The organism is Mycobacterium sp. DL592 (assembly GCF_011694515.1).
In the GTDB taxonomy this organism is placed as follows: Bacteria; Actinomycetota; Actinomycetes; order Mycobacteriales; family Mycobacteriaceae; genus Mycobacterium.
Map to the genome: position 1 here is coordinate 36,379 of NZ_CP050192.1, position 26,666 is coordinate 63,044.

25 protein-coding genes are annotated in these 26,666 nt (G+C 67.6%); 17 read left to right on the forward strand and 8 right to left on the reverse strand.

What is annotated here, in order from left to right; translation table 11 throughout:
* Window positions 1-102 precede the first annotated feature (102 nt).
* Together HBE64_RS00165 and HBE64_RS00170 are read right to left on the reverse strand one after the other, a co-directional pair.
* Window positions 103-870, reverse strand: coding sequence for a CPBP family intramembrane glutamic endopeptidase (locus HBE64_RS00165; protein ID WP_167096646.1), 768 nt, complete (start codon window positions 868-870; stop codon window positions 103-105).
* Window positions 871-888: 18 nt separating this feature from the next.
* Window positions 889-1,659, reverse strand: coding sequence for a DUF2470 domain-containing protein (locus HBE64_RS00170; protein WP_167096648.1), 771 nt, complete (start codon window positions 1,657-1,659; stop codon window positions 889-891).
* 93 nt (window positions 1,660-1,752) lie between these two features.
* Between HBE64_RS00170 and pheA the strand changes: the two genes are divergently transcribed.
* The 6 genes from pheA (at window position 1,753) to HBE64_RS00205 (ending at window position 7,650) form a co-directional block, all read left to right on the forward strand.
* Window positions 1,753-2,673 (forward strand): prephenate dehydratase, encoded by a 921-nt coding sequence (pheA, locus tag HBE64_RS00175; protein ID WP_167096650.1) that lies wholly within the window; start codon window positions 1,753-1,755, stop codon window positions 2,671-2,673.
* A complete protein-coding gene (locus HBE64_RS00180; protein ID WP_167096652.1) occupies window positions 2,670-3,356 on the forward strand; it encodes a histidine phosphatase family protein in 687 nt (228 codons plus the stop codon). The genes pheA and HBE64_RS00180 overlap by 4 nt, the downstream gene beginning before the upstream one ends.
* Before the next feature lie 412 nt (window positions 3,357-3,768).
* Window positions 3,769-4,029, forward strand: a complete 261-nt coding sequence (locus tag HBE64_RS00190) for a hypothetical protein (RefSeq protein WP_167096656.1) — start codon at window positions 3,769-3,771, stop codon at window positions 4,027-4,029.
* A gap of 75 nt (window positions 4,030-4,104) precedes the next feature.
* Window positions 4,105-5,676, forward strand: a complete 1,572-nt coding sequence (locus HBE64_RS00195) for a S53 family peptidase (RefSeq protein WP_167096658.1) — start codon at window positions 4,105-4,107, stop codon at window positions 5,674-5,676.
* A gap of 16 nt (window positions 5,677-5,692) precedes the next feature.
* Window positions 5,693-6,907, forward strand: coding sequence for a zinc ribbon domain-containing protein (locus tag HBE64_RS00200; RefSeq protein ID WP_167096660.1), 1,215 nt, complete (start codon window positions 5,693-5,695; stop codon window positions 6,905-6,907).
* Window positions 6,904-7,650 carry a hypothetical protein gene (locus HBE64_RS00205; RefSeq protein WP_167096662.1) on the forward strand — a complete coding sequence of 249 codons (747 nt, stop codon included), beginning with the start codon at window positions 6,904-6,906 and terminating at the stop codon, window positions 7,648-7,650. Before HBE64_RS00200 ends, HBE64_RS00205 begins: the two co-directional genes overlap by 4 nt.
* A 17-nt stretch (window positions 7,651-7,667) precedes the next feature.
* On the opposite strand, the gene HBE64_RS00210 is transcribed toward HBE64_RS00205, so the two are convergent.
* A complete protein-coding gene (locus HBE64_RS00210; RefSeq protein WP_167096664.1) occupies window positions 7,668-8,006 on the reverse strand; it encodes a metallopeptidase family protein in 339 nt (112 codons plus the stop codon).
* Window positions 8,007-8,017: 11 nt separating this feature from the next.
* Window positions 8,018-9,424, reverse strand: coding sequence for a septum formation family protein (locus HBE64_RS00215; RefSeq protein ID WP_167096666.1), 1,407 nt, complete (start codon window positions 9,422-9,424; stop codon window positions 8,018-8,020).
* A gap of 130 nt (window positions 9,425-9,554) precedes the next feature.
* Here HBE64_RS00215 and serS point away from each other — a divergent pair, with 130 nt between their 5' ends.
* Window positions 9,555-10,808, forward strand: coding sequence for a serine--tRNA ligase (gene serS / locus HBE64_RS00220; protein WP_167096668.1), 1,254 nt, complete (start codon window positions 9,555-9,557; stop codon window positions 10,806-10,808).
* Entirely contained in the window at window positions 10,805-11,620 is an 816-nt protein-coding gene (locus HBE64_RS00225) for a DUF5718 family protein (protein WP_167096670.1), read from the forward strand. The genes serS and HBE64_RS00225 overlap by 4 nt, the downstream gene beginning before the upstream one ends.
* Here the strand turns inward: HBE64_RS00225 and HBE64_RS00230 are convergent.
* Window positions 11,617-11,952, reverse strand: a complete 336-nt coding sequence (locus tag HBE64_RS00230; protein WP_167096672.1) for a hypothetical protein — start codon at window positions 11,950-11,952, stop codon at window positions 11,617-11,619. The two genes, HBE64_RS00225 and HBE64_RS00230, sit on opposite strands and share 4 nt — an antisense overlap.
* On the reverse strand, window positions 11,949-13,499 hold the full coding sequence (locus tag HBE64_RS00235) for an MBL fold metallo-hydrolase (protein WP_167108389.1): 1,551 nt from the start codon (window positions 13,497-13,499) through the stop codon (window positions 11,949-11,951). The genes HBE64_RS00230 and HBE64_RS00235 overlap by 4 nt, the downstream gene beginning before the upstream one ends.
* A 73-nt stretch (window positions 13,500-13,572) precedes the next feature.
* Here HBE64_RS00235 and HBE64_RS00240 point away from each other — a divergent pair, with 73 nt between their 5' ends.
* Genes HBE64_RS00240 through HBE64_RS00250 form a run of 3 tightly spaced genes read left to right on the forward strand, consistent with a single transcriptional unit; the run spans window position 13,573 to window position 15,911 of the window.
* Window positions 13,573-14,346, forward strand: a complete 774-nt coding sequence (locus HBE64_RS00240; protein WP_167096674.1) for a 1-acyl-sn-glycerol-3-phosphate acyltransferase — start codon at window positions 13,573-13,575, stop codon at window positions 14,344-14,346.
* Between the two features lie 6 nt (window positions 14,347-14,352).
* A complete protein-coding gene (locus tag HBE64_RS00245; RefSeq protein WP_167096676.1) occupies window positions 14,353-15,099 on the forward strand; it encodes a 1-acyl-sn-glycerol-3-phosphate acyltransferase in 747 nt (248 codons plus the stop codon).
* Window positions 15,099-15,911 (forward strand): HAD family hydrolase, encoded by an 813-nt coding sequence (locus HBE64_RS00250; protein ID WP_167108392.1) that lies wholly within the window; start codon window positions 15,099-15,101, stop codon window positions 15,909-15,911. Before HBE64_RS00245 ends, HBE64_RS00250 begins: the two co-directional genes overlap by 1 nt.
* Here HBE64_RS00250 and HBE64_RS00255 read toward each other — a convergent pair.
* Together HBE64_RS00255 and HBE64_RS00260 are read right to left on the reverse strand one after the other, a co-directional pair.
* The gene (locus HBE64_RS00255) at window positions 15,908-17,548 is read right to left on the reverse strand and encodes an N-acetylmuramoyl-L-alanine amidase (protein ID WP_167096678.1); all 1,641 of its coding nucleotides are present in this window, start codon (window positions 17,546-17,548) and stop codon (window positions 15,908-15,910) included. The two genes, HBE64_RS00250 and HBE64_RS00255, sit on opposite strands and share 4 nt — an antisense overlap.
* Window positions 17,549-17,708: 160 nt before the next feature.
* Complete coding sequence (locus HBE64_RS00260; protein ID WP_167096680.1) at window positions 17,709-18,608, reverse strand: hypothetical protein; 900 nt, start codon at window positions 18,606-18,608, stop codon at window positions 17,709-17,711.
* Between the two features lie 247 nt (window positions 18,609-18,855).
* On the opposite strand from HBE64_RS00260, the gene glf reads away from it, so the two are divergent.
* The 6 genes from glf (at window position 18,856) to HBE64_RS00290 (ending at window position 26,640) form a co-directional block, all read left to right on the forward strand.
* Window positions 18,856-20,085: a UDP-galactopyranose mutase gene (gene glf / locus HBE64_RS00265; RefSeq protein ID WP_167096682.1), complete on the forward strand. Its 1,230-nt coding sequence runs from the start codon at window positions 18,856-18,858 to the stop codon at window positions 20,083-20,085.
* Complete coding sequence (locus tag HBE64_RS00270) at window positions 20,082-22,013, forward strand: glycosyltransferase (RefSeq protein ID WP_167096684.1); 1,932 nt, start codon at window positions 20,082-20,084, stop codon at window positions 22,011-22,013. The genes glf and HBE64_RS00270 overlap by 4 nt, the downstream gene beginning before the upstream one ends.
* Window positions 22,006-22,551, forward strand: a complete 546-nt coding sequence (locus HBE64_RS00275; RefSeq protein ID WP_167096686.1) for a phosphatase PAP2 family protein — start codon at window positions 22,006-22,008, stop codon at window positions 22,549-22,551. Before HBE64_RS00270 ends, HBE64_RS00275 begins: the two co-directional genes overlap by 8 nt.
* Window positions 22,548-23,462: a decaprenyl-phosphate phosphoribosyltransferase gene (locus tag HBE64_RS00280; protein WP_167096688.1), complete on the forward strand. Its 915-nt coding sequence runs from the start codon at window positions 22,548-22,550 to the stop codon at window positions 23,460-23,462. Before HBE64_RS00275 ends, HBE64_RS00280 begins: the two co-directional genes overlap by 4 nt.
* On the forward strand, window positions 23,440-25,455 hold the full coding sequence (zomB, locus tag HBE64_RS00285) for a flagellar motor control protein ZomB (RefSeq protein ID WP_371744052.1): 2,016 nt from the start codon (window positions 23,440-23,442) through the stop codon (window positions 25,453-25,455). The genes HBE64_RS00280 and zomB overlap by 23 nt, the downstream gene beginning before the upstream one ends.
* A gap of 150 nt (window positions 25,456-25,605) precedes the next feature.
* A complete protein-coding gene (locus HBE64_RS00290; RefSeq protein WP_167096692.1) occupies window positions 25,606-26,640 on the forward strand; it encodes an alpha/beta hydrolase family protein in 1,035 nt (344 codons plus the stop codon).
* Window positions 26,641-26,666 lie beyond the last annotated feature (26 nt).

Sequence of the window (26,666 nt, forward strand, 5' to 3'; positions counted from 1 at the left end):
GCGGCGGTGGCGGCGCGGGCCGTGGGATGGGCGTGGTGGGCTGATCCGGCACGGGCCGGTTCGGCCAGTCGTCGCTCACCGCTGTCAATTTACGTGGCTGGTCTACTTCAACCAGCCAAGCTGGCCGGCCAACAGGGCGTAGCCGACGAATGCGACGGTGTCGATGACGCCGTGGGCGATGACCAGCGGCCACAGCCGCCCGGTGCGGGTCCAGGTGTAGCCGAACACCAGACCCATCACGAGATTGCCGAGTCCTGCGCCGAAGCCCTGGTAGAGGTGGTAGGTCCCGCGCAGCACGCTGGTGGCCAGGATCGCCCGGTTCTCGGTCAGGCCCAGTTGCTTGAGCCGCGTGATGAGGTAGCCGACGACCACGACTTCCTCGGCGAATCCGTTGGCGAACGCAGCCAGGATCAGGACCGGGATGCGCCACCAGCTGCTGTGCAGTGCTGAGGGCTCCACCTCGGCGTTCATCCCCAGCCAGCGCGCCGCGAGGTAGAACAGCAGCCCCGGTATACCGATCAGGGCGGCCAGACCGAGGCCGCCGAGAACGTCGGCGCGCCAGCGCAGCCTGCCGAGCCCGAGCCGGGCCGGGGTGATGCCCCCGCGCCACAGCAGATACAGGGCCAGCGCTCCCCAGGCGACGAGCTGGGCGATCGTCGCGAGGTTCAGTCCGAGGTTGATCAGGTCGTAGCGGGACAGGTTCTCGTTGAGCCGGACCCGGCGCCCAGCCAGACCCGACAGCACCGCGTCAATCAGTTGCAGGACCGCGATCGCCGCGCTCACCCCGAAGCTGACGGCCAGCATGACGCCGACCTCGATCTTGAGCCCCCGCCGCCGGCTCTCGTCCGATTCGTCGGGGGGCGCGCTCACCCCGTCACGGTAACGGCCCTAGATGCGGCGTGCCCTCAGCCCGTTGCCGAACGGGCAGCCCATCAGGAGGCGGATCGCCCGCCCCAGCCCGCCGACGTCGTGCACCGGAGCGGGAAACGGCAGGCGCACGTCGTGGTCGCCGTCGGCGCTTTCCACCCGCAGCCGCACGCCGTACCGGTCCAGGCCGAGGGGGCGGACCTGGCCGCGGCGCAACGGCGCGGGCAACTTGCCTGCCAGCCGGGCGAGTACCTCGGGATGGTCGTTGTCCAGGTGCTGCAGCCACGCCGCCTCGAACTCGCAGAACGGGTCGGGCCGGGCGGCCAGCAGGTCAGCGACGCCGACCGGTTCGGCGCCGGTGGCGTCGGCGACGACGACCGATTCCACGCCGAGCAGCAGCAGGGTCTGCCCGGAACCGATGTCGAGCAGGGCGGGGTCGGGGTGCGCGCTGGCGATCACGTCGACGAGCTCCCGCACGGCGTGTGCCGGTACCGGGTGGACGCGGCCGCTCACCCAGACCAGCGACCGCACCGGCTCGCGAAGCGGTAGGGGCGCATAGTCGGTGAGTTCGAGGACGGCGGCCACCCCGTCGGTGCGGGCGTTGCAGGCGGCGTGGGCCATCGCAGAGTCACTGGGCACGCTCAGCGCGAAGGATCCGTCGGCCAGCAAGTGATGGATCGGCGCGGCAGTCGGCGGCACCGAGTCGGAGGCCAGCATCGCGCCGGCGGCACGCGCGCAGGCGCTGCGCACCCGTTCGGCGGTGGACGGTATTGAGAGCGTCGCTGAGGTCATCGAGCACCTTCCGATAGTGAGGTAAGCCTAAGTTAACTTCGACGCGCGAGCGGCGCAAGGCCTACCCGCGCTGTGACCGGATAGGGTTGAGGCGTGGTGCGCATCGCCTTCCTCGGTCCCGAGGGGACGTTCACCGAAGCGGCGCTGCTGAAGATGATCGCCACCGGCGTGGTTCCGGGTGGCAGTGACGTTCAGCCGCAACCCGAGGACAGCACACCCGCAGCGCTGGCGGCGGTCCGTTCCGGCGCGGCGGATTTCGCGTGCGTGCCGATCGAGAACTCCATCGAGGGCAGCGTGCTGCCGACCCTCGACAGCCTCGCCACCGGTTCGCCGCTGCAGATCTACGCCGAGCTGACCCTCGACGTCGCGTTCAGCATCGTCGTGGCCGACGGCGTCCGCGCCGAGAGCGTGCGCACCGTGGCAGCCTTCCCGGTGGCCGCCGCCCAGGTGCGGCGATGGCTGGCCGACAACCTGCCGGGCGCGCAGGTCGTTCCGGCCAACTCCAACGCCGCCGCGGCCCAGGACGTGGCCGCCGGCCGTGCCGACGCCGGTGTCAGCACCGCGCTGGCCGCCCAGCGGTTCGGCCTGTCCACCCTGGCCGACGGCGTCGTCGACGAGCCCAACGCCCGAACCCGGTTCGTCCTCGTCGGGACCCCGGGCCCACCGCCGGCCCGCACCGGAGCGGACCGGACGTCGGTGGTCCTGAGCATCGACAGCGCCCCGGGCGCGCTGGTGTCGGCGATGAACGAGTTCGGAATCCGCGACATCGACCTCACCCGCATCGAGTCCCGGCCGACTCGCACCGAACTGGGCACCTACATCTTCTTCCTGGACTGTGTCGGACACATCGACGACAGCGCGGTGGCCGAGGCGCTCAAAGCTCTGCACCGGCGCTGCGCCGGCGTGCGTTTCCTCGGCTCCTGGCCGACCGAGTCCGCCGCCGGAGCGGTGCCGCCGCAGCTCGACGACTCCGACCGCTGGCTGGCACGGCTGCGTCAGGGAGACCCGACATGAGCGGACGGCTGATCCTGGTCCGTCACGGCCAGTCCCACGCCAACGTCGAGCGGCGCCTGGACACCCGGCCCCCGGGTGCCGACCTCACCGATCTCGGCCGTGACCAGGCCCGTGCGTTCGCCCGCGACAGTGAGCGGCCGCCCGGCCTGCTGATCCACTCGGTTGCGCTGCGCGCGGCGCAGACCGCCGCCGAGATCGGTGCCGAACTGCGGGTGGCTCCCGCGGAGTTCGAGGGCATCCACGAGGTGCAGGCCGGTGACTTGGAGAACCGCAACGACGAGGATGCGATCGCCGAGTTCAACGCGATCTACCAGCGCTGGCATGAAGGCGATCTTGATCTCGCGATGCCGGGTGGGGAATCCGCGCGCGATGTGCTCGACCGCTACCTACCGGTGATCACCGACCTGCGTCTGCGCTACCTCGACGACCACGACTGGCACGACGACATAGTGGTGGTCAGCCACGGCGCGGCGATCCGGTTGACCGCGGCGACCCTCGCTGGCGTGGAGCACAGCTTCGTCCTCGACAACCATCTGGCCAACACCGAGTCGGTGATCTTGGCCCCCATCACCGACGGCCGCTGGAGCTGCGTGCAATGGGGTTCGAAGAAGCCGCCGTTCTACCCCGAGCCGGACGTCCACCCCGTCGAGGACGCGCTGGAATCAGCTGATCCGATGGGCTGAGCGCCCACCTCACACAGCGGCCCGCTCGAAGGTTTGCTGGGCGCAGTCGCAGCCGACGGTTTCGCAGTCAATTGCCAGCCCGTGCAGAATTAGCTCCGGAGCCTCGCAGCCGTCCTCCGTGCATTCCGCCCGATACCGGGAATGACGAATCAGAGTGCCATGACAGTGGCCGAGCCCTGCGGCACAGTCTCGGCAGTTCATCCCCATAGTTCGTTCATAACATCCGGCTCTGACAAAGCAGCGTTGCCGCGCGGGAGTCGCCGGCTGGGCTTTACGCCGCGGGCGAAAGCGGGATGCAATTGCTGGCGAGGTGAGTTATGTTTAGTGCCCTCAGCCCTTCGGGGGTGGGCTGGTTAACTGCCGGGCCAGCCATCGTTCTTCAAAGTACACGGCCTAGAAGTTAGGACTGACCATGATGTCACGTCGTCTGACGCGCCAGATCGCACTTTTTGCTGGCGGTCTCGCGATCGTCGGTATGGGGACCCTTACCGCCTGCGGTAAGGAAAAGGAGAAGGCCCCGGAGACCACGTCGCCCACCAGCACCTCTGCTCCCGCGCCGTCGCCGACCGAGAAGGCCCTCACGCCTGGTGGCGCCAACTCCTTCACCCCCACGGTCAAGGCTCCGCCGGCGCCGACCGCGCTTCCCGGCAACGTCATCACCGGCGGTAACTGAGCCGCTACGCCGGCAACCGTCCGCAGCTCCCACTGACCGACAGTGAACCGAAGGCATCGTTCACGAACGCTGTCCATGGTGGGACTGCTGACGGTGCTGGCCATCGGCGCGGCGCTGGTCGCTGATCTCCGTCATCCCCCGGCCCAGGCGGCAGGCACGATCAGCGGCCCGTATGCGTCTCTGCTGGCGAGTTCGACGGACCTCGGTCCGGCTCGGACGAACCACGTCCAGCTCACTGTGGCCCTGCGGGCTGCCGACCGACCCGATCTATTGATGGGGTGGGCGCAGCAGCAGGGCCTTTCGGTGCGCTGGCGCCCGGGTGACGCCTGGGCCATCGTCGAAGGCGAACCCACCGCGGTGGCGGGGGCCTTCGACGTCGACGTCCACGACTACCGCGGTAAGCGCGGCCAGGTGTTCTATGCTTCCCCGCAGCAGTCGGTGGTCCCTTCCGTTCTCCGCGTCGAGGTGGCCGAATTCGGACGGATTCTTGGCTACACACCCCACCACGAGTCCACGCCGTGGGTGCTGCCCCTGGAAGTGCCCGACCAGGGCCTGACGCCCAGCGGCATACTGAACACCTACGACGCAACACCGTTGCGCGACAAGGGTTTCAGCGGCAAGGGCCAGACCGTCGTGGTGTTCGCGTTCGACGGATTCGACCAGGCTGACCTCGATATGTTCGCCACGACGTTCAACCTGCCCAAGTTCACCCCGGAGGTCGTCGGCGGCCAGCCGGACTCCCGGCGCGGTGAGGCGACGATGGACCTCGAGGCGATCCACGCGATCGCTCCCGACGCCAAGAAGGTTCTTGTCAACGCGCGGTCCACCGTTGAAGGCGACGGCTCCTACGAGAAGATCGCCACGCTGATGGAGGACACCGAGAAGCGTTACCCCGGTGCGGTGTGGAGTTTTTCGATCGGCTGGGGCTGCGACAAGCTCATCACCGCCGCCGATCTCGCGCCGGTGCGTGCCGCGCTGGCCAAGGCACACAAGTCCGGTACCACGGCGTTCAACGCCAGCGGCGACCTCGCGGGCTTGGAATGCAAGGGCGGCCAGGAGTGGTCGTCACCGCCGAGCACCAACGACGTCGGACTCGACGCGGTGGCCTCGATGCCGGAGATGACCGACGTCGGCGGCACCACGTTGTCGACGGACGCCGACGGCCGGTGGCTGGCCGAGCAGGCCTGGTTCGACGCGCCGCTGTCGCAGGGCTCCGGCGGTGGGGTGTCCACCTTGTTCGAGCGGCCAGACTGGCAGCAGAACGTCACCGTGACAACGGGTGCCGGGCAGCGCCTGACGCCCGATATCGCCGCGGTCGCCGACCCGTTCACCGGCGTCAAGATCGTTTTCAACCAGCAGGTTGTGGTCGGCGGCGGCACGTCGCTGTCAGCGCCGATCTGGGCCGGACTGACCGCGCTGATGAACCAGTTCCTGATCAGCCGCAGTGGGCGCCTCATCGGTGATCTGAATCCGCTGCTCTACCACATCGCCGAAGGTGCACCATTTCCTGCGTTCCGCGATGTCACGCTCGGCGGCAACGCCGTCGCCATCGCCGGCCCGGGGTACGACCTGGTGACCGGACTGGGTACACCCGATATCGAGAATCTCGCGCAAAACATTCTGGTGACGCAGAAGGTGATCGATTGACCAGGGGGAACCACCCATGACTACCGACAGTGACACCGGCGCGAACGGCGTGCCGCGGGTCGAATGCGCCGTCTGCGAGATCGATGTGCCGGCAGGCGCATTCTGTGGCTACTGCGGCGGACACTTGACATCAGAACCCCGTCGGGGCCCGAAGTGGTTGCGGCAGGACACCTTCGGGGCCGCGCCCAACGAGAGTGTGCTGCGGCCGTCGATCGCTAGTTCGTTGTTCCCGCACCTGCCCAACCAGTCGCGCACCCCGTTCCGGGTCGGCCTGGCGCTGGTCCTGATCGGCCTGGTCGGCTTCGCGGTCCTCAAACTGCCGGCCGCGCTGATAACCGTTGCGGCACTGGGTCTCCCGCTGCTCTTCGTGCTCTACCTCAGCGAGTCCAACGTCTACCGCGACGTGTCCGCGGTGTCGCTGGCGGTTGCCGGCATCATGGGTGCCGGTCTCGGTGTCGGCTGGGTGCTGCTGACCGGCGAGATGGTGGCCCGCGCCTACGGTGTCCCGATGGCGGCCGGCCTGGCCATTCATCATCTGGTGCGCGAGGGCGTCCTGATCCCGGCGGGTGGGATGATCCTCATGCTGGTGCCGACCGTCGTCGTCCGGCTGATCGAACGCCGGTCCCGAGAGTCGTTGGACGGGTTCGTGATCGGTGCGCTGGCGGCGCTGATGTTCGCCGCCGCCGCAACGCTGACCCGGCTGGCACCGCAGTTCGCCACCGGTCTACTGGCGCACGCCCGCCCCTTCATAAGTCTGCTCGTCGAGGCAGTCATCTGCGGGGTGACGATCCCGCTGACCGCCGCGGTGGCCGGCGGCATGGTCGGTATTGCGTTGTGGTTCAAGGGCCAGACCGAGAATCCGCACGAGCACCCGGCACGCACCCGTGCTGCCCTGTGGCTGCTGGCGATCCTGGTGGTGCTGATCCACACCGGTGTCGCCATCACCGACATCGTCGGGATGCCGCAGATCCAGATGCTGGTGATTCACATCGTGATGACGATCGTCGTCCTGATCCTGCTGCGGATTGCGTTGCAAATGGCACTGTTACGCGAGGCCAAGGACCCGATTCTGGAGGGCGAGCCACTGCTGTGTGTGCACTGCGAGCACGTCGTTCCTGACATGGCGTTCTGCCCCGCCTGCGGGGTCGCCACCCGTGCGTCGTCGCGTTCCTCACGTCAGGACCGCCGGGATTCACGGCCGGTGCGCCAGGTCGCGGCGGAGGGTTCGTGAGCGCTGCGAAGACGGCCGACTCGGACGAGGAGCTCTACCCCGGGTACGCGGTGCCGGCGGGGACCTACGTCGCTCCCGAGATCAAGCGCACCCGGATGTCTCGCACGGTCGGGTTGTGGACGGCGGGCATCGTCGTCGTCGCTGCGGTTCTGGTCGGGGTCTCACTGTCGGTCACCAAGAAGGCCCCGCGGTTCATGTGCCCGCCGGACTGCGGCCGGCCGCCCACCGGCACTCCGGTAGCGGCGCTGCCCCGCTACACCTCGCCGGATGGTTCGTTCTCGGTGTCGTATCCCTCGCCGGAGTCGGCCTACGAGATCTCCCAGGACAAGCGAGGCATCACCGCGAAGTTCACCGCCGGTGACACCGGCGTCCTGCAACTGTTCTCCGAGCCTGCCCGGGGCCGCGAGCCTCGCCAGATCGCGCTGGACCTGCTCAAGCAGAAGTTCCCGGACGCCAAGATCGCCTACGAGATCCCCAACGCGATGGTCGGCTACCAGCCCGGCTACGGCGAGGTGGCCGACAGCTGGCCGCAGGGCACCTCGAGCAGCTACATCCGGATCCGCACCGTTCTACTGGTCGCCGTCAAGAACGACCTGGCACTGGTGGCCGGCGCGGTCGGCCCGTATCACGCCTTCGGGCCCGACTTCGGGCCCGGCCTGCCCTCCGGGGTCAACCTGCAGATCGCGCAGGACATGGGCAAGTACGTCAACAGCTTCACCTGGAAGGGTGACCCGGCGCGCTGATAAGCGCTGAAAAGCGTTCAGCCCCAGCCAAGCTCGTGAAGCCGGTCGTCGTCGATGCCGAAGTGGTGGGCGATCTCGTGGATCACCGTGATCGCCACCTCCTCGACGACGTCGGCTTCGGTGTCGCAGATCTCCAGCAGGCTGTCGCGATAGATGGTGATGGTGTCGGGCAGGGCGCCGGCATAGGTCGAGTCCCGCTCGGTCAGCGCGATGCCCTCGTAGAGCCCGAGCAGATCGGGCTCCTCAGGATGGCGTCCATCGACGAGCACCACCACGTTGTCGATGGCTGCGGCCAGTTCGGGCGGGATCAGGTCCAGCGCGTCGGAAACCAGTTCCTCGAACCGCTGCGGGCTCATCTCTGCGGGCACTAAGCCGCCGGCGGGATGACGGGCTCGACCGGTCCCGGCGGCGCTCCGGCGGGGGCGCCCCCTTCCATCGGCGGTGCCTCGTTCTGCGGTCCGGGTGCCGGTCCGGGCTCGCCGTTGATGACGTTGCCCTGCGGCGGAGGAGCAGCTGGCGAAACCGGTGTCGCCGCCGAGGTGGGCGCCGGCGACTGACTGGTCGGCGCTGTGGACTGCTGCGGCAGGTGCTGGGTCGGCCCCTGCTGCTGGCTGCCCGTGGACTGGGAGCTGCCGGAGCTGCTGGAGCTGTCTGTCGTCGACGGTGAATAGGTGGTCGACGGCGAGTCGGGCAACAGCGGGATCGGCGGCATGTTCAACCGCTCCTCGGGAATGTCCGGCGGCGGGACCGGCGGCAACCCGTTGATCAGCAGCGGCCCCTTGGCCGGGTTGATCAGGGTGGCCCAGCCGCCGTTGCCCAAGGTTGCTCCAATGCTGCAGGACACCTGGTGGCTGCCCGCGGTCCAGCTCGGCAGGGAGATCGTGCTGTAGATGAGCGTCAGCGTGGTGGTCCGCAGTTGCAGCGGGGCCAGGTAGGCATCCGTCAGTCGGGTGCAGGCGTCCTTGATGAACGCGTCCTGGTCGGCGTCCGGCGGCAGTGCGCCGGGGAACTTCTCGGCCAGGTTCACCGTGCCGGTGACCTCCATGGCGTGCGGTGCTCCGCAGTCGACCGGAACGTCGGTCGGCTGGTTGGTCGACGGGTCGATGCCCAGGCAGGTGCCCGCGGCCCACACCTTGGACTGGTCGAGGTCGGCCACCTTGCCCTTGAATGCGATCTGCTGGTTGTCGGCGCCGGCCAGCTGCAGGCCGCACAGCATCCGGCGCTCGCCGGACTGCTTCCAGGCCTTGTCGCCGGACCACAGCATGCTGACGGTGAAGCGGCTGTTCGGGTCGTACTTGGCGCCGAGATAGCGCTCCACGGCCGGCTGGCACTGCTCGAGACTGATCTGCTGGATCCGCGCGGGCGATGGCGGTGCGGCATCGGGCCCGTATTCGGTGCCCGGGTAGGCCCGCATGTCGACGGACTCGGCGACCTCGAAGCGATGGTCGTCCTTGCAGTCGACGATGGTCGCCGCGTCGGGGTTCTTGTCCGGCCAGGTCAGGCAGCTACCGGCTTTGGCGTTGGCGAACGCCGCGGTGCCCTTGGAGCCGACGAACGGGTCGCTGCCGACATATCCGGTCAGCCGGTTGCTCATGCTGACCGGCAGGGCGGTAAGCACGCCGGCGATCAACAGGCCGCCGAGGGCAGTCAGCAGCAGCGCACGCCGGGTCGAGGTGGCTTGCAGGGTGCCGAGAAACGTCCGCCGCGACGGGGCCGCTTCGGCCTCCGTCGTGGGTGTGTCCGCACGCTCGGTCAACTGCAACATCGCGTCCATTGTGTCAGGCGCGCCGAGCGATGTGACAAGTGATACAGAAGTAATGTTATGGGGTTGTGCTGTGCCAACGGGCCGTCATCTGCCGGAGGGGCTGACGCGCGGCCCCACAGACAAAAGTAGGGTTCAGGTCGTGATCGACCTGAAACTGCTGCGCGACGACCCCGATGCGGTACGGCGGTCCCAGCTCAGCCGTGGCGAGGACCCGGGTCTCGTCGACGCTCTGCTGGACGCCGACACAGCACGCCGCGCTGCGATCTCCGCCGCCGACAACTTGCGAGCCGAGCAGAAAGCCGCCAGCAAGAAGGTCGGCAGCGCCTCGCCCGAAGACCGGCCCGCCCTCCTGGAGAGCGCCAAAGAGCTTGCCGCTGCGGTCAAGTCGGCCGAGGCCGAGCAGGCCCAGGCCGAAGCGGCGTTCTCCGCTGCGCACCTGGCGATCGGCAACGTCATCATCGAGGGCGTCCCGGCCGGTGGTGAGGACGACTTCGTCGTCCTCGACGTTGTCGGTGAGCCGCCGGTGATCGAGAACCCTAAGGACCACCTGGAACTGGGGGAGAACCTCGGGCTCATCGACATGGAGCGTGGCGCCAAGGTGTCGGGCTCCCGGTTCTACTTCCTGACCGGCCGCGGCGCGCTGCTGCAACTGGGCCTGCTGCAACTGGCGGTGCGGGTGGCAGGAGAAAACGGTTTCACGCTGATGATCCCGCCGGTACTGGTGCGCCCCGAGGTGATGGCAGGCACCGGTTTCCTGGGCGCCCACGCCGACGAGATCTACCACCTAGAGGATGACGACCTGTATCTGGTGGGCACCTCAGAGGTGCCGCTGGCCGGCTACCACGCCGACGAGATCCTGGACTTGTCCGGCGGCCCGTTGCGCTACGCGGGCTGGTCGTCGTGCTTCCGCCGCGAAGCGGGCAGCTACGGCAAGGACACCCGGGGCATCATCCGGGTGCATCAGTTCGACAAGGTCGAGGGCTTCGTCTATTGCAGGCCAGAGGAGGCCGAGGCCGAGCATCAGCGGCTGCTGGGCTGGCAGCGGGAGATGCTGGCGCTCATCGACGTCCCCTACCGGGTGATCGACGTCGCCGCCGGTGACCTGGGTTCCTCGGCGGCGCGCAAGTTCGACTGCGAAGCCTGGGTTCCCACTCAGCAGACCTACCGCGAGCTGACCTCGACGTCGAACTGCACGACGTTCCAGGCCCGACGCCTGGCGACCCGCTACCGCGACGAGAACGGCAAGCCGCAGATCGCCGCGACGCTCAACGGCACCCTGGGCACCACCCGGTGGCTGGTCGCAATCCTGGAAAACCATCAGCAGCCAGATGGCAGCGTGCGGGTGCCCGCCGCCCTGGTGCCCTATGTGGGGACGGAGGTCCTGCAACCGTGATCGAACTCGACCTCGACGAGTTGCGTGACTGGTTCGGCTTCGGTGTGGCGGGCAACTTCGCCGGTCACCTCGAACAGGCCGGTGAGGCAGTCGATTTCGCAAATGTCACCAGCGTGGGCGCCGCGCCGAAGGGAATCTTCCCTTGGTATGCACCGGGCTACGACAGCTTCCTAGGCGAGTTCCCGCTGTCGCACGACGCGCTCATCGTTCCGCAGACCACCGAGGCGGACGGTCCGCTGAACCTGCAGATCGAGCCCGAGGTCGGTCTGGCGTGCGAGGTGGTCTGGCAGGGCGACACAGTGGTCACGTTGCGGCCCTTCGCGCTCGGCGCGTTCAACGACTGCTCGATCCGCCGGCCCAACGCGCCGAAGATCAGCTACAAGAAGAACTGGGGCCCGGCCTCCAAAGGTGTTGCGCACGAATTCTTCGACATCAGCGACCTGACTCCGGACGGGCCCACCGCGACACTGCGGCTGCTGTGCCACCTGCGCACCGCAGACGGCGTGCACCACGAGTACGGCGTGGACAGCCCACTGCTGGGCTACTCCTACTACGGCGAGGTGCTGCTGGACTGGATCGTCGAGCGGCTGGCCAACCAGAAGGGTTCGCCTGAAACGCCTTTGGAGGATGTCGGCGCACTGATGGTCGCGTGCGGGCGGCCGGCGAACGTATTGATCGGCATCGGCGCCACCAAGTACACCAAGCTCGGCGAGACCACCTATCTCAAGACCGGTGACGAGGCCATCGTGCGGGTGTACGACACCGATAGCGATGCCGCATCCGAACTACGTCAGCTGGTCTGGGAGCCCTAGCCCAGCACTTCGTCGAACACTGCGAGGAACTCCCGCGGCCTGACCGGAGTGAACGCCGGGGCGGGGTAGGCCCCCGGTACGTCGAGGGTCACCAGCGTCGACTTCATCGGCCGGTACATGTCCAGCGGCAGCCAGCGCCGCAGGTCCGAACTGCCCCAGAGCCGGAACCGCTGCATCCACATCCCGAGCGGCTCGGCCTTGTAGCTCCGGATCGACTGCAGCGGAATGATTTTCGATGTTCCCGACGGGAAGTGGTAGCGCCGCAGAGTCAGGGCGTGGCGGTCCAGCTGAACCAGACCGTCGTCGTAGTACTGCTGCGGCGGGGCACTCATGTTCGTGAACACCGAATCTCGTGGCCCTTGGTCGTCAGGCATTTTCCGTTCTCCAGGTTCCATTGCCAGCCGTGCAGATTGCAGGTCAGCGTCGAGCCTTCGACGACGCCGAACTTCGACAGATCCGCCTTGAGGTGCGGGCAGCGACGCTGAATGTTCCAGCCGTCCAACGTGATATCGGTGGTGTCGTCGTGTGTTTCGGCGAACCAGCCGTCGGCGTAGGCGATGCGTTCGTCGGTCAGGCACTTGAAGAAGGTGTACAGGTACTCGTTGTACCCGCCGACCCGCCACGCCCGGAACCGCGTCGACAAGAAGATGGTGTTGACCCAGTCGGGTTCGTTGTCCCGCAACACCGTGCGGACCAACTCCGGGGCTATCCCGAAGCCGTAGCGAAACTTCTCATCCGCGATGGGTTCGCGCACAGCGCGTTTCGGGAAGTCCAGCACCACGGTCTCGGCGCCGATGCGCAGTTCCACCGGGTAGCCGATGCCGTCACAGATCTGGTCGCTCTGCAGCATGATCGGCTCGAACAGTGCCCGCAGCGGCTCGAGGAACGGTTCCCCGGTGGCAGGCGCCCAGCCGGCCTTCTCGGCGGCCAGCACCGGCGCCATCCGCTCGGCGTAGGCGGCGATATAGTCGGCCTTGCCGGTGGTGAAGATCGCCTCGACCTCGTCGGTTGGCAACGGGTGGGTCAGTGAATTCAGTTGGGAGCCAGTAAATTCGGCGACCGAGCCGGGGATCATCAGCAGGCCGCCGTTGTGCCCGTGCTGGCGCATCTGGTCGAGGAAGACCATCTCGTCGGGGAAGATGTTCGACGGATCGCCGTGGTCGTCATTGAGATCGCGCAGTTCGGGATCCAGGAAACACGGCGGCCCGGCCGACGGAATCACCCACGTCGCGCCCGTATCGGCGATGTACTGCCGGCAGCGGTCCATCCCGCGCTGGCGCTTCTGGCTGCCGAAGGATGCCTTGGCACGCTCGGGCATGTCGTAGACCATCGGGTACCAGATCGCCCCGGAGTACTGCAGCATGTGCACGTCGATGTGGCCGAACTCCTCGGCCAGGACGTCGACGGCCAGCGGGCGCGAGTCGTTCATGTTGAACACCGTGGTGGTGCCGTCGGAGACGATGAGCCCCGAGTCGCCGATCGGCCCGTCCGCCGGCGCCCGCAGCGCGATGATCATCACGTCGAGGTCGCCCTTGGGCCCGCTGACCCGATGCTTGACACCATTGGTGGTCTCGTAGAACCGGTGGAATCCCAGCTTCTCGAACTCGCGCCTGAGGTCCGGGACGGGGAAGTCCGGCAGCAGCACCACCGCGTCCTTGTTCACGTGTTCGGCGAGCAGTTTGGGATCGAAGTGGTCCTTGTGCAGGTGCGATACGTAGAGGTAGTCGCAGTCGCCGATGGCCGCCCAGTCCAGGCCGCTGTTGTCCGGGAAGACGAACCACGAGCCGAAGTAGGCGGGGTTCAGCCAGGGGTCGCACAGGATGCTTCCCGCCGGGGTGTCGATCCGAAAGCCGGCGTGGCCGATGCATGTGACCTGCACGTATTCCCTCTCCAGTGGTCGTGGCACCCGACACGAGCTTAGCCCCAGAGTCCGCTACGGCTAGGCTTGCGCTGTGGAGCCGGTGTACGGGACAGTCATCCAGCTTGCCCGCCTGGTCTGGCGCGCGCAGGGACTGAAGTTCACCGTGACCGGCGTGGAAAACCTGCCCGTCACCGGCGGTGCCGTCGTCGCGATAAACCACACCGGCTATTTCGACTTCACCTTCGCCGGATTGCCCGCCTATCTGCAGCACCGCGGCCGCAAGGTCCGCTTCATGGCCAAGCAGGAGGTCTTTGATCACAAGATCACCGGGCCGATCATGCGCAGCCTTCGCCACATCCCCGTCGACCGGGACAGCGGCGCCGCCTCGTTCGACGCGGCCTGCCTGGCGCTGAAGGCCGGCGAGCTGGTCGGCGTCTATCCCGAGGCGACGATCAGCCGCAGTTTCGAACTCAAGGAGTTCAAGTCCGGCGCCGCGCGGATGGCGATCGCCGCCGACGTGCCGATCATCCCGCACATCGTGTGGGGTGCCCAGCGCATCTGGACCAAGGACCATCCGAAGAAGATGTGGCGGCCCAAGGTGCCGATCGCGATCGCCGTCGGCGAGCCGATTCTGCCGACCCTGCCGCCCACCGAGCTGACCGCGCTGCTGCGCTCGCGCATGCAGCACCTGCTCGAACACGTTCAGGATGCCTACGGCCCCTATCCGCCAGGCGAATTCTGGGTGCCGCACAAGCTGGGTGGGGGAGCGCCGACGCCGGCGCAGGCGGCCGAGCTGGAAGCCGCCGAGGCCGCGGAGAAGGCGGCCCGCAGGGCGCAGCGCGACGGGACAGGACCGCCGGGATAAGCGGCTATGGAACCCGTCTTCCGCACTCTGGAGATTGCCGCCTCGATCGCGGTCAGGGCAGCCGGGACCAAGATCACCTACGAAGGCTTGGAGCACATCCCGTTGCGTGGTGGGGCGGTCATCGCGATCAACCACACCAGCTACGTCGACTTCCTTCCGGCCGCGCTGGGCACCAGGCCGCGCAAGCGCCGGATCCGGTTCATGATCAAGGCCGAGATGCAGGAGGTCCGCGTCGTCGACTATCTGATCGGCAGGACCGGCGCCGTCCCGGTCAACCGGCGGGCCGGCGGAGAGGCCTACGCGCAGGCGGTTCGCGAGCTCCGGTCCGGTGAACTCGTCGGCGTCTACCCCGAGGCGACGATCAGCCGCGCCTTCGAGTTGAAGGACTTCAAGAACGGAGCGGCACGCATGGCGCTTGAGGCGCACGTCCCGATCATTCCCTGCATCGTGTGGGGCGCGCAGCGGGTTTGGACGAAGGACCATCCAAAGCAGTTGGGCCGCAAAAAGATTCCCTTCGCCGTTCGGTATGGCGAACCGTTGCCGCCCGCCGGGACGGCACCTCAGCTCGATGCCGTGCTTCGCGACCGGATGACGACTATGCTGCGCGAGGTGCAGTTGGTCTACCCGCATCCGGCCGGCGCATGGTGGGTGCCGCAGAGGCTGGGCGGCAGTGCGCCCACCCTCGAGGAGGCCCGCAAGCTCGACCAAGCCGAACTCGCCGAGCGGACGCGCCGAGCCTCGGAGCGCCGGTGATGTTGCCCGCCCTGATCGCCACCGATGTGGACGGCACGCTGCTCGACGACGAGGAGCGGGTCACCGACCGCACCCGCGAGGTCATCCGGGCCGCGGTGGAATCCGGTGCGCACTTCGTCCTGGCGACGGGGCGCCCGCCGCGCTGGATCCCGCCGATCGTGGAGGCCCTGGGGTTCGCGCCGATGGCGGTGTGCGCCAACGGTGCGGTGCTCTATGACCCCGAGCAGGACCGGGTCATCTCCGCGCGCACATTGTCGGTCGACCTGCTCGGCGAGCTCGCCGAGATCGCGACCCGCGTCATCCCCGGTGTGGGGCTCGCAGTCGAGCGGGTGGGCCGCAGTGCGCACGACTCGGCGACACCACAGTTCGTCAGTTCCCCCGGTTACGAACATGCCTGGCTCAATCCGGACAACACCGAGGTGTCCTTCGAGGACCTGCTGAGCGCCCCGGCGGTCAAACTGTTGATCCGCAAGGCCGGGGCGCGCAGCTCCGATATGGCCGAGGTGTTGCTCAAACACATTGGTATTCAGGGTGATATCACCTACTCGACGAACAATGGCCTCATCGAGGTCAATCCGATCGGGACGAGCAAGGCCACCGGGGTCGAAGAGGTGGCCAGGCCGCTGGAGATCACCGCCGAGGACGTGGTGGCGTTCGGTGACATGCCCAACGATGTGCCGATGCTGCGCTGGGCGGGTCTCGGTGTGGCGATGGGCAATGCTCACCCGGAGGCGATCGCGGCCGCCAACGAGGTCACCGCACCCAACACCGACGACGGGCTGGCGCGGGTCCTCGAGCGCTGGTGGCTCTAGCCGGCCGGCTCCAGGATGGGATTGGCGATCCGGCTGAAGCGTTCGAGCTGAACCGGCGGACCGTCCACCGGCGGTGGCGGCATCACGAGGGTCAACCCGTCGATCACCCGCAGCACGTTGTGCGTCTGCCGGTCGAAGTTGAGGGTGCCGTGCTGGAAGTTCTGCACGATCCACTCGGGTTCCTGAATCTCGCCGCTGGTTGGCAGGCCCAGCGCGCCGCGCTCGTACCCCAGTGACGCCCAGGCTTCGTAGATCGCGCCGGTCAACGGCTGCGCCCCGCTCGACGGCGACCAGTAGATGGCGCCGTGTTCGAATGTCGCATACCGTGCGTCGCCGTCGCCGGCGGCTTCCGGGCTCGAGGGTGCGCCCAGGGGACCGTCCTTGCCGCCCATGGCTTCCCAGCGGTCGAAGATCGCTCCGCCGCGCAGTGAGTCGACGATGTCGGGCGGCCGGTTGAATCGCGCCGCGATGTCGCGGATCATCGGCAGTGCCGCATAGCCGGCATTGCCCGGGCATTCGGTGTTACCGACGTCGCGGTGGGCGAAGATCTCCGGAAGGGTGGGTGTCGCGCCCGCAGGATAGAACGTGTACTCACCGCCGGCCGACGTCAATTGCACTGTACCCATTGGGTTTACGTGATCAAGTCCCATCCGCCAGCCGAGTAGCCGGCCGACGGTCCGGATCTGGATGTCGGTCGGGGGGACGGTTTCGAAGTCGCCGATCATCGACACCCCCCACACGTCGCGGTTGAACCCGCCGGTGTGAGATCCCAGGACGTCCTTGGTGATTCCGCCTGCCCGGCCCTCGAATACCTGACCGTACTTGTCGACCAGTGCGTTGTAGGCGATGTCGCACCAACCCAGCGTTCTGGTGTGGTACGCGTAGATCGAGCGGACGATCGCCGCGGAATCCTCCGGCGCGTAGTCGTTGCTGCCCGCGGTGTGATGCACGACGGCCGCGCGAATGCCGTTGCCGTACGCCGGACCTCCGCACCGCATGCTGTCGTCGGCACCCCATTGGGACCGACTGATGATGTTCGGCGGTTGACCCGGCCCGAGCGCGGCGGTCGGCGGGTTCCACTGCGAGTCGACGGGTGCTTTCGGCGGGGTGATGAGAACGGCCGAGATGTTCTGGGCGAAGGGCTGTTCGACGTTGGCCGGGACGTAGCCCAGTTGCTTGCCGGCATCCAGGCCGTGTTCGGGGGGTGCGGTGGTGACGGGAGCGTCTTTGGGCCTGCTGACGGCGATCTGCACGGCGGTGGTGGTGCCGACGAACACCGGGTCGGTGCCGCGGGGTCCGCCGGCCTGGCGGTCGTCGGCGTTCGATTCGAGGGTGTCGGCCTTGTACCACGGGCCCCATGAGCCGTCGGGACGCTTGGCGCGGACTTCGGCGGTGGTTCCGGTCAGGTCGGTGCCGGTGAGCGCCACCAAGGAAAACGGCGTGGACTGGCTGATCTCGCGGATCGTCTGCCCGCCGCCGAGCCCCGTCAGAGGTTGCTGATTGAGCACGGTGTCAGCCGCGTTGGGCCCGTCGCGGTGGTGGGTTCCGGGCACGCCGTTGATCGCCCACGGCAGGATGACGACAGTCGCCGCGAGTGCGGTGAACAGGATCGTCGGTGTGGGTCGTCGAGACGGCACACAGCGATGTTACGTATGTGCCATCTGATGCCAGTGTTTCGACACGGGCCAGTGTGGAGAAAGTGACTATTCGTTCCTGCAACGGCACCGCAGGGGCCTCTCCGGGTGCACAGACCTTCCGGTCGGCCCCACCCTGCGGTGCCGTTCCGATGCAGGCTTTTTATCCGGCCGGAGCCGCCGCTGCAGGTGCCGCCGCGGCCGCCGACGAGGCGCCTTGAACCGCCTGCGTGATCGACGGCATCAGGACACCTTTGAGCAGGTCAACGGCCTGCCCTACACCAAGCTGGTTGGCTGCGCTGCTGAGATCGCTGATGATCCCGCCCGAGCTGGTCGGCGCGGTCGGCACCCCCAGCGAGGGATCACCGAGGATCGGGTAGGTCCCGGCGACCGGCCCCACGGGCGCGCTGATCGGCTGCTCGTTGGGCAGTCCGATACCGGTGGCCGACGGGCTGGTGAGTGACGGGGTGCCCAACTGGGGCGTCGTCAGACCAGGCGTGGTCAGGCCCGGGTTGGTCAGCGACGGCGTCGTCGCCGCCGCGCCGCCCGGCAGCGTCGCACTCGGCGTCGTCAAGCCGGGCGTGGTCAGACCGGGTGTGGTCAGACCGGGTGTGGTCAGGCTCGGGGTGGTCAGACCGGGGGTGCCGACGCTCGGCGTGGTCAGCCCGGGCGTGGTCAGACCGGGCGTGGTCAGACCGGGTGTGGTCAGGCTCGGCGTGGTCAGACCGGGTGTGGTCAGGCTCGGGGTCGTGAGGCCGGGAGCGGTGAGCCCCGGCGTGGTCAGAGCCGGGCCGGCCTGAACGGGCTGCGCGCCTGCCGGGCTCAAGCCTGTCGGCAGCGGCGGGATGTTGATCCCGAACTGCGACAGACCCTGCTGGAGGGCGGACAGCAACTCGTTGGGCAGGTCGGTGACGACAGCGGCCTGGACGAAATCATGGTGCTGTGGTGCCGCGGTGCTGGACGTCAGTTCAATGACACCAACGGCTGCAAACGGACTTGCGACGGCCAAGGCGGCGACTGCGCTCATGGCTGTCGAGAGCTTGCGTCGACGACGGTTCGGCACGGAAGTCTCCTCAATCTAGACATCAGTTCATGTCTGAACTTCATTCGTGAGCCCCGAAATTCGGCCGTGCGCCGAGACCGAAGCCCACGTGATCGATGGTACGGCTGTGACTGCTGTGTCTAGAGTGACGATGCGGAATCGTGAGCCAATCGCGACCTTGATTGATACGTAGCGCCACTAGATCTACTCGTGGCACCCCGCCTTGAGATGCGGGTCACATAGGCCGGGTCGGATACCCTAGGCGCCGATGACCTTTCCTGATTCCCGGGTCGCTCCGCTCCTGCCCGCCGGCCCCCCCGATCTTTTCGTCGTCGGCTCCGGCTTCTTCGGCCTGACGATCGCCGAACGCGCGGCCACCCAACTGGGCAAGCGTGTCCTGGTCGTCGAGCGCCGCAGCCACATCGGCGGCAATGCCTATTCCGAGCCCGAGCCGCAGACCGGCATCGAGATCCACAAGTACGGCGCCCACCTGTTCCACACGTCGAACACCCGGGTGTGGGATTACGTCCGCCAGTTCACCGACTTCACCGGCTACCAGCACCGGGTGTTCGCCATGCACAACGGCCAGGCCTACCAGTTCCCGATGGGCCTGGGTTTGGTGGCGCAGTTCTTCGGCCGGTACTACAGCCCGGCCGAGGCGCGGGCCCTGATCGCCGAGCAGTCCGCCGAGATCGACACCGCCGACGCGCAGAACCTCGAAGAGAAGGCCATCTCGCTGATCGGCCGGCCGCTCTACGAGGCGTTCGTCCGGGATTACACCGCCAAGCAGTGGCAGACCGACCCCAAGGACCTGCCCGCGGCCAACATCACCCGGTTGCCGGTCCGCTACACCTTCGACAACCGCTACTTCAACGACACCTACGAGGGACTGCCCGTCGACGGCTACACGAAGTGGCTGGAGAACATGGCCGCCGACGAGCGCATCGAGGTGCGCACCGACACCGACTGGTTCGACGTCCGCGCCGAGCTGCGGGCCGCCAACCCGGATGCCCCGGTCGTGTATACCGGCCCGCTGGACCGCTACTTCGACTACACCGAGGGCCGGCTGGGCTGGCGCACCCTGGACTTCGAGGTCGAAGTCCTGCCGACCGGGGATTTCCAGGGCACACCGGTGATGAACTACAACGACCTCGACGTGCCCTACACCCGGATCCACGAGTTCCGGCACTTCCATCCCGAGCGGCAGTACCCCACCGACAAGACCGTCATCATGCGGGAGTACTCGCGCTTCGCCGATGCCGACGACGAGCCGTACTACCCGATCAACACCGAGTCCGACCGCGCGTTGCTGGCCGCCTATCGGGCCAGGGCCAAGGAGGAGACCGCCTCGGCGAAAGTCCTCTTTGGTGGCAGGCTGGGCACGTACCAGTACCTGGACATGCACATGGCGATCGCCAGCGCGCTGAGCATGTACGACAACGTCCTGGCGCCCCATCTGCGCGACGGGACCCCGCTTACGGAAAGCAGCACAGAATGAGCGACATCCCGTCCGGGCCCATCGCGGCCGGCGAGACCAAAGCGGTGAGCCTGCTCGCCCGGGTGATCCTGCCGCGCCCCGGTGAACCGCTGGACGTCCGCAAGCTCTATATCGAAGAGTCCGAGACCAATTCCCGGCGCGCACACGCACCCACTCGCACCACGCTGGAGATCGGCTCGGAGTCGGAGGTTTCGTTCGCCACCTACTTCAACGCGTTCCCGGCGAGCTACTGGCGCCGGTGGTCGACGCTGGACTCGGTGGTGCTGCGCGTCGAACTGACCGGATCGGCCCGGGTGGACGTCTACCGCTCCAAGGCCACCGGTGCCCGCATCACCGTCGGTGGCACCGAGGTCACCAGCCCGGACGCCGACACACCCACGGCCGCCGAGTTCGAGATCGGCCTGGACCCGTTCGAGGACGGCGGCTGGATCTGGTTCGACATCACCACCGACACCAAGGTGACGTTGCACAGGGCCGCCTGGTACGCGCCGGTGCCCGCACCCGGCCGGGCCAATATCACCGTCGGCATCCCGACCTTCAACCGCCCGGCCGACTGCGTCAACGCCCTCAAGGCACTGACGTCGGATCCGTTGGTGGACGAGGTCATCGGCGCGGTGATCGTCGCCGACCAGGGTGCCGACAAAGCCTGCGCTCATCCTGACTTCCCAGCCGCGGCAGCACTTTTGGGTGATCGGCTCACGATCCACAACCAGCCCAACCTCGGTGGCTCCGGTGGCTACAGCCGCGTCATGTACGAGGCGCTGAAGAACACCGACTGTGAACAGATCCTGTTCATGGACGACGACATCCGCATCGAGCCCGACTCGGTGCTGCGAGCCCTCGCGCTCAACCGCTTCGCCAAGACGCCCACCCTTATCGGCGGGCAGATGCTCAACCTGCAGGAGCCGTCGCACCTGCACGTCATGGGCGAGGTTGTCGACCGGTCCAACTTCATGTGGACCAACGCGCCTTTCACCCAGTACGACCACAACTTCGCCAAGCATCCGCTCAGCGACGACGACGAGCGCAGCCTTGCCCTGCACCGCCGTATCGACGTCGACTACAACGGCTGGTGGATGTGCATGATCCCGCGCCAGGTCGCCGAGGAACTCGGCCAGCCGCTGCCGCTGTTCATCAAGTGGGATGACGCCGACTACGGGCTGCGCGCCGGTGAGCACGGCTACGGCACGGTGACGATGCCCGGCACCGCGATCTGGCACATGGCCTGGAGCGACAAGGACGACGCGATCGACTGGCAGGCCTACTTCCACCTGCGTAACCGGCTGGTGGTCTCGGCCCTGCACTGGGACGGCCCGGTGCGCGGATTGCTGGGTAGCTCGCTGAAGGCGACATTCAAACACCTTCTGTGCCTTGAATATTCGACTGTCGCGATCCAGAACAAGGCGATCGCCGACTTCCTGGCCGGCCCCGAGCACATCTTCTCCATCCTGGAGTCGGCGCTCCCGGAGGTCCGCAGCATGCGTGCGCAGTACCCGGACGCCGTCGTCCGGCCGGGTGCCACCTCGTTGCCCAAGCCCAGTGGTCGCACCAAAGTGCACAAGCCGCCGGTGTCGTTGCCCGCCATCGGATTTCGGCTGACCCGGGGTGTGCTCCACCAGCTGCGCAAGGAGAATCCGGACCACCACGAACGCCCCCAGCTCAACGTGCCCACCCAGGATGCCCGCTGGTTCCTGCTGTGCAAGGTCGACGGCGTCACCGTCACCACCGCGGACGGGCGGGGTGTGGTCTTCCGCCAGCGCGACCGAGCCAAGATGTTCGCCCTACTGCGTGAATCGATGCGTCAGCACGTCAGGCTGGCCCGTAAGTACAACCGGATGCGCAAGGTGTACCGCCGGGCGCTGCCGGTGCTCTCCAGCAAGGAGAAGTGGGAGACGGTGCTGTTCGACAAGGCCGCAGTCAATGCCTGACGGCCGCGAGCCGGTCGCGCCGCCGCCCAGCGGCGAGGTCGCCGTGCTGGTGGCGGTGCAGTCCCGGCTGGCCACCCCGCCGGTGCTCGGCGTCGCCCGGGCCATGTCGCACTTCGGTGAGCATGCCCAGGGCTGGGTGGCACTGTCGGCGGTCGGTGCGCTGCTGTCCCGCAAGCGGCGCCGGGACTGGCTGCTGGTCGGCGTCGGCGCCGTCGCCGCACATGCCGCCGCGATCGCGATCAAGCTGGTGGTGCGCCGCAAGCGCCCGCATCACCCGGCGATCGCGGTCAACGTGGGCACGCCGAGCGCGCTGAGCTTCCCGTCGGCGCACGCCACCTCCTCGACCGCCGCGGCTATGCTGCTGTGCCGGGCCACTCGCTCACCGCTTCCGCTGGTTGTGGTGCCTGCGATGGCCGTGTCGCGGCTGGTGCTCGGTGTGCACTACCCGACCGATGTGCTCGCCGGGGCAGCTGTGGGCGCGGTGGTCGCGCGTGCGGCCGCCCACCTCGCCTCACCGCAGAAGGAGACGCAGAAGTGAGTGAGGAAGCCGCACCGGTCACCGGGCCCCCGAGCAATCTGGCCACCGGCATCGTCAAGGCGATCCGCCCGCGGCAATGGGTCAAGAATCTGCTGGTGCTGGCGGCTCCGCTGGCGGCACTGGGTCGCGACGTCCACTACGACTACGGCGACGTGTTGTTCAAGGTGTCGATCGCCTTCGTGGTGTTCTGCCTGGCGGCGTCGTCGATATACCTGGTGAACGACGCCCGCGACGTGGAAGCTGATCGTGCCCACCCGACCAAGCGGTTCCGGCCGATCGCCGCCGGTGTGCTGCCCGTCGGGCTGGCCTACGGCATCGCGACCGTGCTCGGGGTGGCGTCGCTGGGCATCGCCTGGTGGCTCACCCCGCAGCTTGCGCTGGTGATGGCGGTCTACATCGCGATCCAGCTGGCCTACTGCTTCGGGCTCAAACATCAAGCGGTGCTTGACATCTGCATCGTTTCCTCGGGCTTCCTGATCCGCGCCATCGCCGGTGGTGTGGCGGCGGGTATCCCGCTGTCGCAGTGGTTCCTGCTGGTGATGGCATTCGGCTCGCTGTTCATGGCGGCCGGAAAGCGTTATGCCGAACTGCAACTCGCCGAGCGCACCGGGGCCAAGATCCGTAAGTCACTGGAGAGCTACACCAGTACCTACCTGCGGTTCGTGTGGACTCTGTCGGCGACGGCCGTGGTGCTCTGCTACGGCCTGTTCGCCTTCGAGCGCGACGGCAGCACCGGGTCCTGGTGGGCGGTGTCGATCGTGCCGTTCACCATCGCGATCCTTCGCTACGCCGTCGACGTCGACGGTGGGCTGGCGGGGGAGCCCGAGGAGATCGCACTGCGCGACCGGGTGTTGCAGCTGTTGGGGCTCTTGTGGATCGGAACAGTAGTTGCAGCGATCGTCTTCAGTTGAGCTGCTGACTCCTGAATCCGACGGGGTCAAACCCGAAGGGCCCAAAGTGCTTTGGGCCCCGTCCTTCCCGTACACACCGGTCACCCGGATCAGCCTGTGGGTCAGCGTGGTGGTTGTCGCCGGGCTGTTCGGCTGGGGTGCCTGGCAACGCCGCTGGATCGCCGACGACGGCCTCATCGTGTTGCGCACCGTGCGCAACCTGCTGGCCGGCAACGGCCCGGTGTTCAACGCCGGCGAGCGGGTCGAGTCCAACACCTCGACGCTGTGGACCTATCTCAACTACCTGGGTGCGGTCATCGGCGGCCCGGTGCGCCTGGAGTACGTCGCACTGACCCTGGCGCTGACGCTGTCGGTGGCCGGGGCGGTTCTCGTCATGCTGGGCACCGCCCGGCTCTACGCGCCGAGCCTGCGCGGCCGAAGTGCCCTGCTGGTTCCGGCCGGCGCGGTGGTCTACATCGCGATCCCGCCCGCCCGGGACTTCGCCACCTCGGGCCTGGAGAACGGGCTCGTGCTCGCCTGGATCGGCCTGCTGTGGTGGATGCTGGTCTGCTGGTCTCAGCGGTCGCGCTCACAGCCCGCCACACTCTGGTTCACCGCCGCACTGGCCGTGGTTGCCGGGCTGAGCGTGCTGGTCCGCCCCGAACTGGCCCTCATGGGCGGGCTGGCGTTGGTGATGATGGTCATCAGCGCCCGCGACTGGCGCACCCGCGCGCTCATCGTGGTCGCAGGCGGCCTGCTGCCGGTCGCGTATCAGATCTTCCGGATGGGCTACTACGCCCTGCTGGTCCCGCAGACCGCGCTGGCCAAGGACGCCACCGGCGACAAGTGGGGCCAGGGGCTGATCTATCTGGCCAACTTCAACAAGCCCTATGCGCTGTGGATCCCGGCGCTGCTGCTCATCGCGCTGGCCGCCGTGCTGCTCACCGGTCGCGGCACACCGTGGTGGGTCCCGAGCCCCGAGGCGCCCGGCGGTCCCGGCCGGCTGGCCCGCCGGATCCAAAGCCCCACTGCCGTAGTGATCTTCATGCTCCTCAGCGGGCTGCTGCAGGCGCTGTACTGGATCCGCCAAGGCGGCGATTTCATGCACGGCCGGGTTTTGCTGACTCCGGTGTTCTGCCTGGTGGCCCCGATCGCGGTGATCCCCCTTGCGCTGCCGGACGGCACCCGCTTCTCCCGGGACAAAGGCCTGTTACTCAGCGGCGCGGCGGCAGCGCTGTGGCTCGCGGTCATCGGGTGGTCGTTGTGGGCGGCCAACTCACCGGGGCTGGGTTCGGACGCCACCCGCGTCACCTACTCCGGGATCGTCGACGAGCGGCGGTTCTACTCCCAGGCCACCGGCCACGCGCACCCGCTCACCGCGGCCGACTATCTGGACTATCCGCGGATGCGCGCGGTGGTGGTAGCCATCAACAACACTCCCGACGGTGCGCTGTTGCTGCCGTCGGGCAACTACGACGTATGGGACGTCGTGCCCGCGTTCCCGCCGCCGCCGCCTCCGCCAGGAATGTCGATGGACAGCTGGCGTCGTCAAATCGCGCCGCACACAGTCTTTTTCACCAACCTGGGCATGGTCGGCATGAACGTCGGACTTAATACCAGGGTGATCGATCAGATCGGCCTGGCCAATCCGCTGGCCGCCCACACCGCGCGGCTCGAGGACGGCCGCATCGGTCACGACAAGAACCTCTTCCCGGACTGGGCGGTCGCCGAGGGGCCGTGGCTCAAGGAACATCCCTACGTTCCGCCCTACCTCGACGAGGGGTGGATCAAGGAGGCCGGGGTGGCGTTGCAGTGCCCCGAGACCGCCCGCAAGCTGGAGTCCATTCGCGCACCGTTGGGCATCCGTCGCTTCCTGTCCAACGTGGTCCACTCGCTGGACTACACCGGATATCGGATCAATCGGGTGCCTCAGTACGAGCTGTTGCGCTGTGGGCTCGATGAGCCTGCGTTGGACGGCACCCCGTACACTGGGTTACCGGCCACTGGGCCCTAGCCGTCGGACGACGTTAGCTGGGAGGGCTCCGGCCGGTAACGCTGCGGTCAGATCGCGGCGATACACAGCGCAAGTGTGAAAACGCTTGGCCAGACCAATGTCGGGATATGGCGGCAGACGCATGCCGTGGAACGGATAACAGAGCAACCGATGCTTCGTGCAGTGAGTGGTTCAGGCGTGCGCGCCATGGGCCACCGACTGACCGCCGCGGTGGCCGCCGTCCTGATGATGTCGGGCGTCGCGGCGATCACCGGCACCACACCGACTGCCACCGCGTTCTCCCGCGACGGTCTGCCGGTGGAGTACCTCGACGTCTATTCGGCGTCGATGGGGCGGAACATCCGCGTCCAGTTTCAGGCCGGAGCCGCAGGGCCGGCACCTGCACCTGAGTCCCCGGCACCCCTCGCCCCGACCAAGGCCGTTTACCTGCTCGACGGGCTGCGCGCCCAGGACGACTACAGCGGCTGGGACATCAACACCCCGGCCTTCGAGTGGTTCTACGGCTCGGGTGTCTCGGTGGCGATGCCCGTCGGCGGGCAGTCCAGCTTCTACTCCGACTGGTATTCGCCGTCGAGCTTCAATAAGCAGCCCTACACCTATAAGTGGGAGACATTCCTCACCACCGAGTTGCCGGAGTGGCTGGCCACCAACAGGCAGGTCTCCCGGACCGGCAACGGCGTCGTCGGGCTGTCGATGTCCGGCGGGGCCGCCCTGATCCTGGCGGCCTATCACCCGCAGCAGTTCGTCTACGGGGCGTCGCTGTCGGGTTTCCTCAATCCGTCGGCGGTGCTCATGCAGCAGGCCATCCGGGTGGCCATGCTCGACGCCGGCGGCTACAACGTCGACAACATGTGGGGCGCCCCCTGGGATCCGGCCTGGAAGCGCAACGATCCGGTCAAACAGGCTGCCACGCTGGCCCGTAACGGCACCCGGCTGTGGATCTACTGCGCACCCGGCGGGCAGACCGATCTCGATCAGGCCGCCGACCCCGGCGTCGCACTGAGCGCCACCAGCCTGGAGTCCATGGCGATCACGAGCAACAAGGATTTCCAGGCCGCCTACACCCAGGCCGGCGGCACCAATGCGACGTTCAGCTTCCCGCCGTCGGGCAACCATTCCTGGCCTTATTGGGGAGCTCAGTTGGCCGCTTTGAAACCCGACCTGATCAGCACAATCAACCGGTGAAAGGCGATCACGAGCAGATCTCTGAA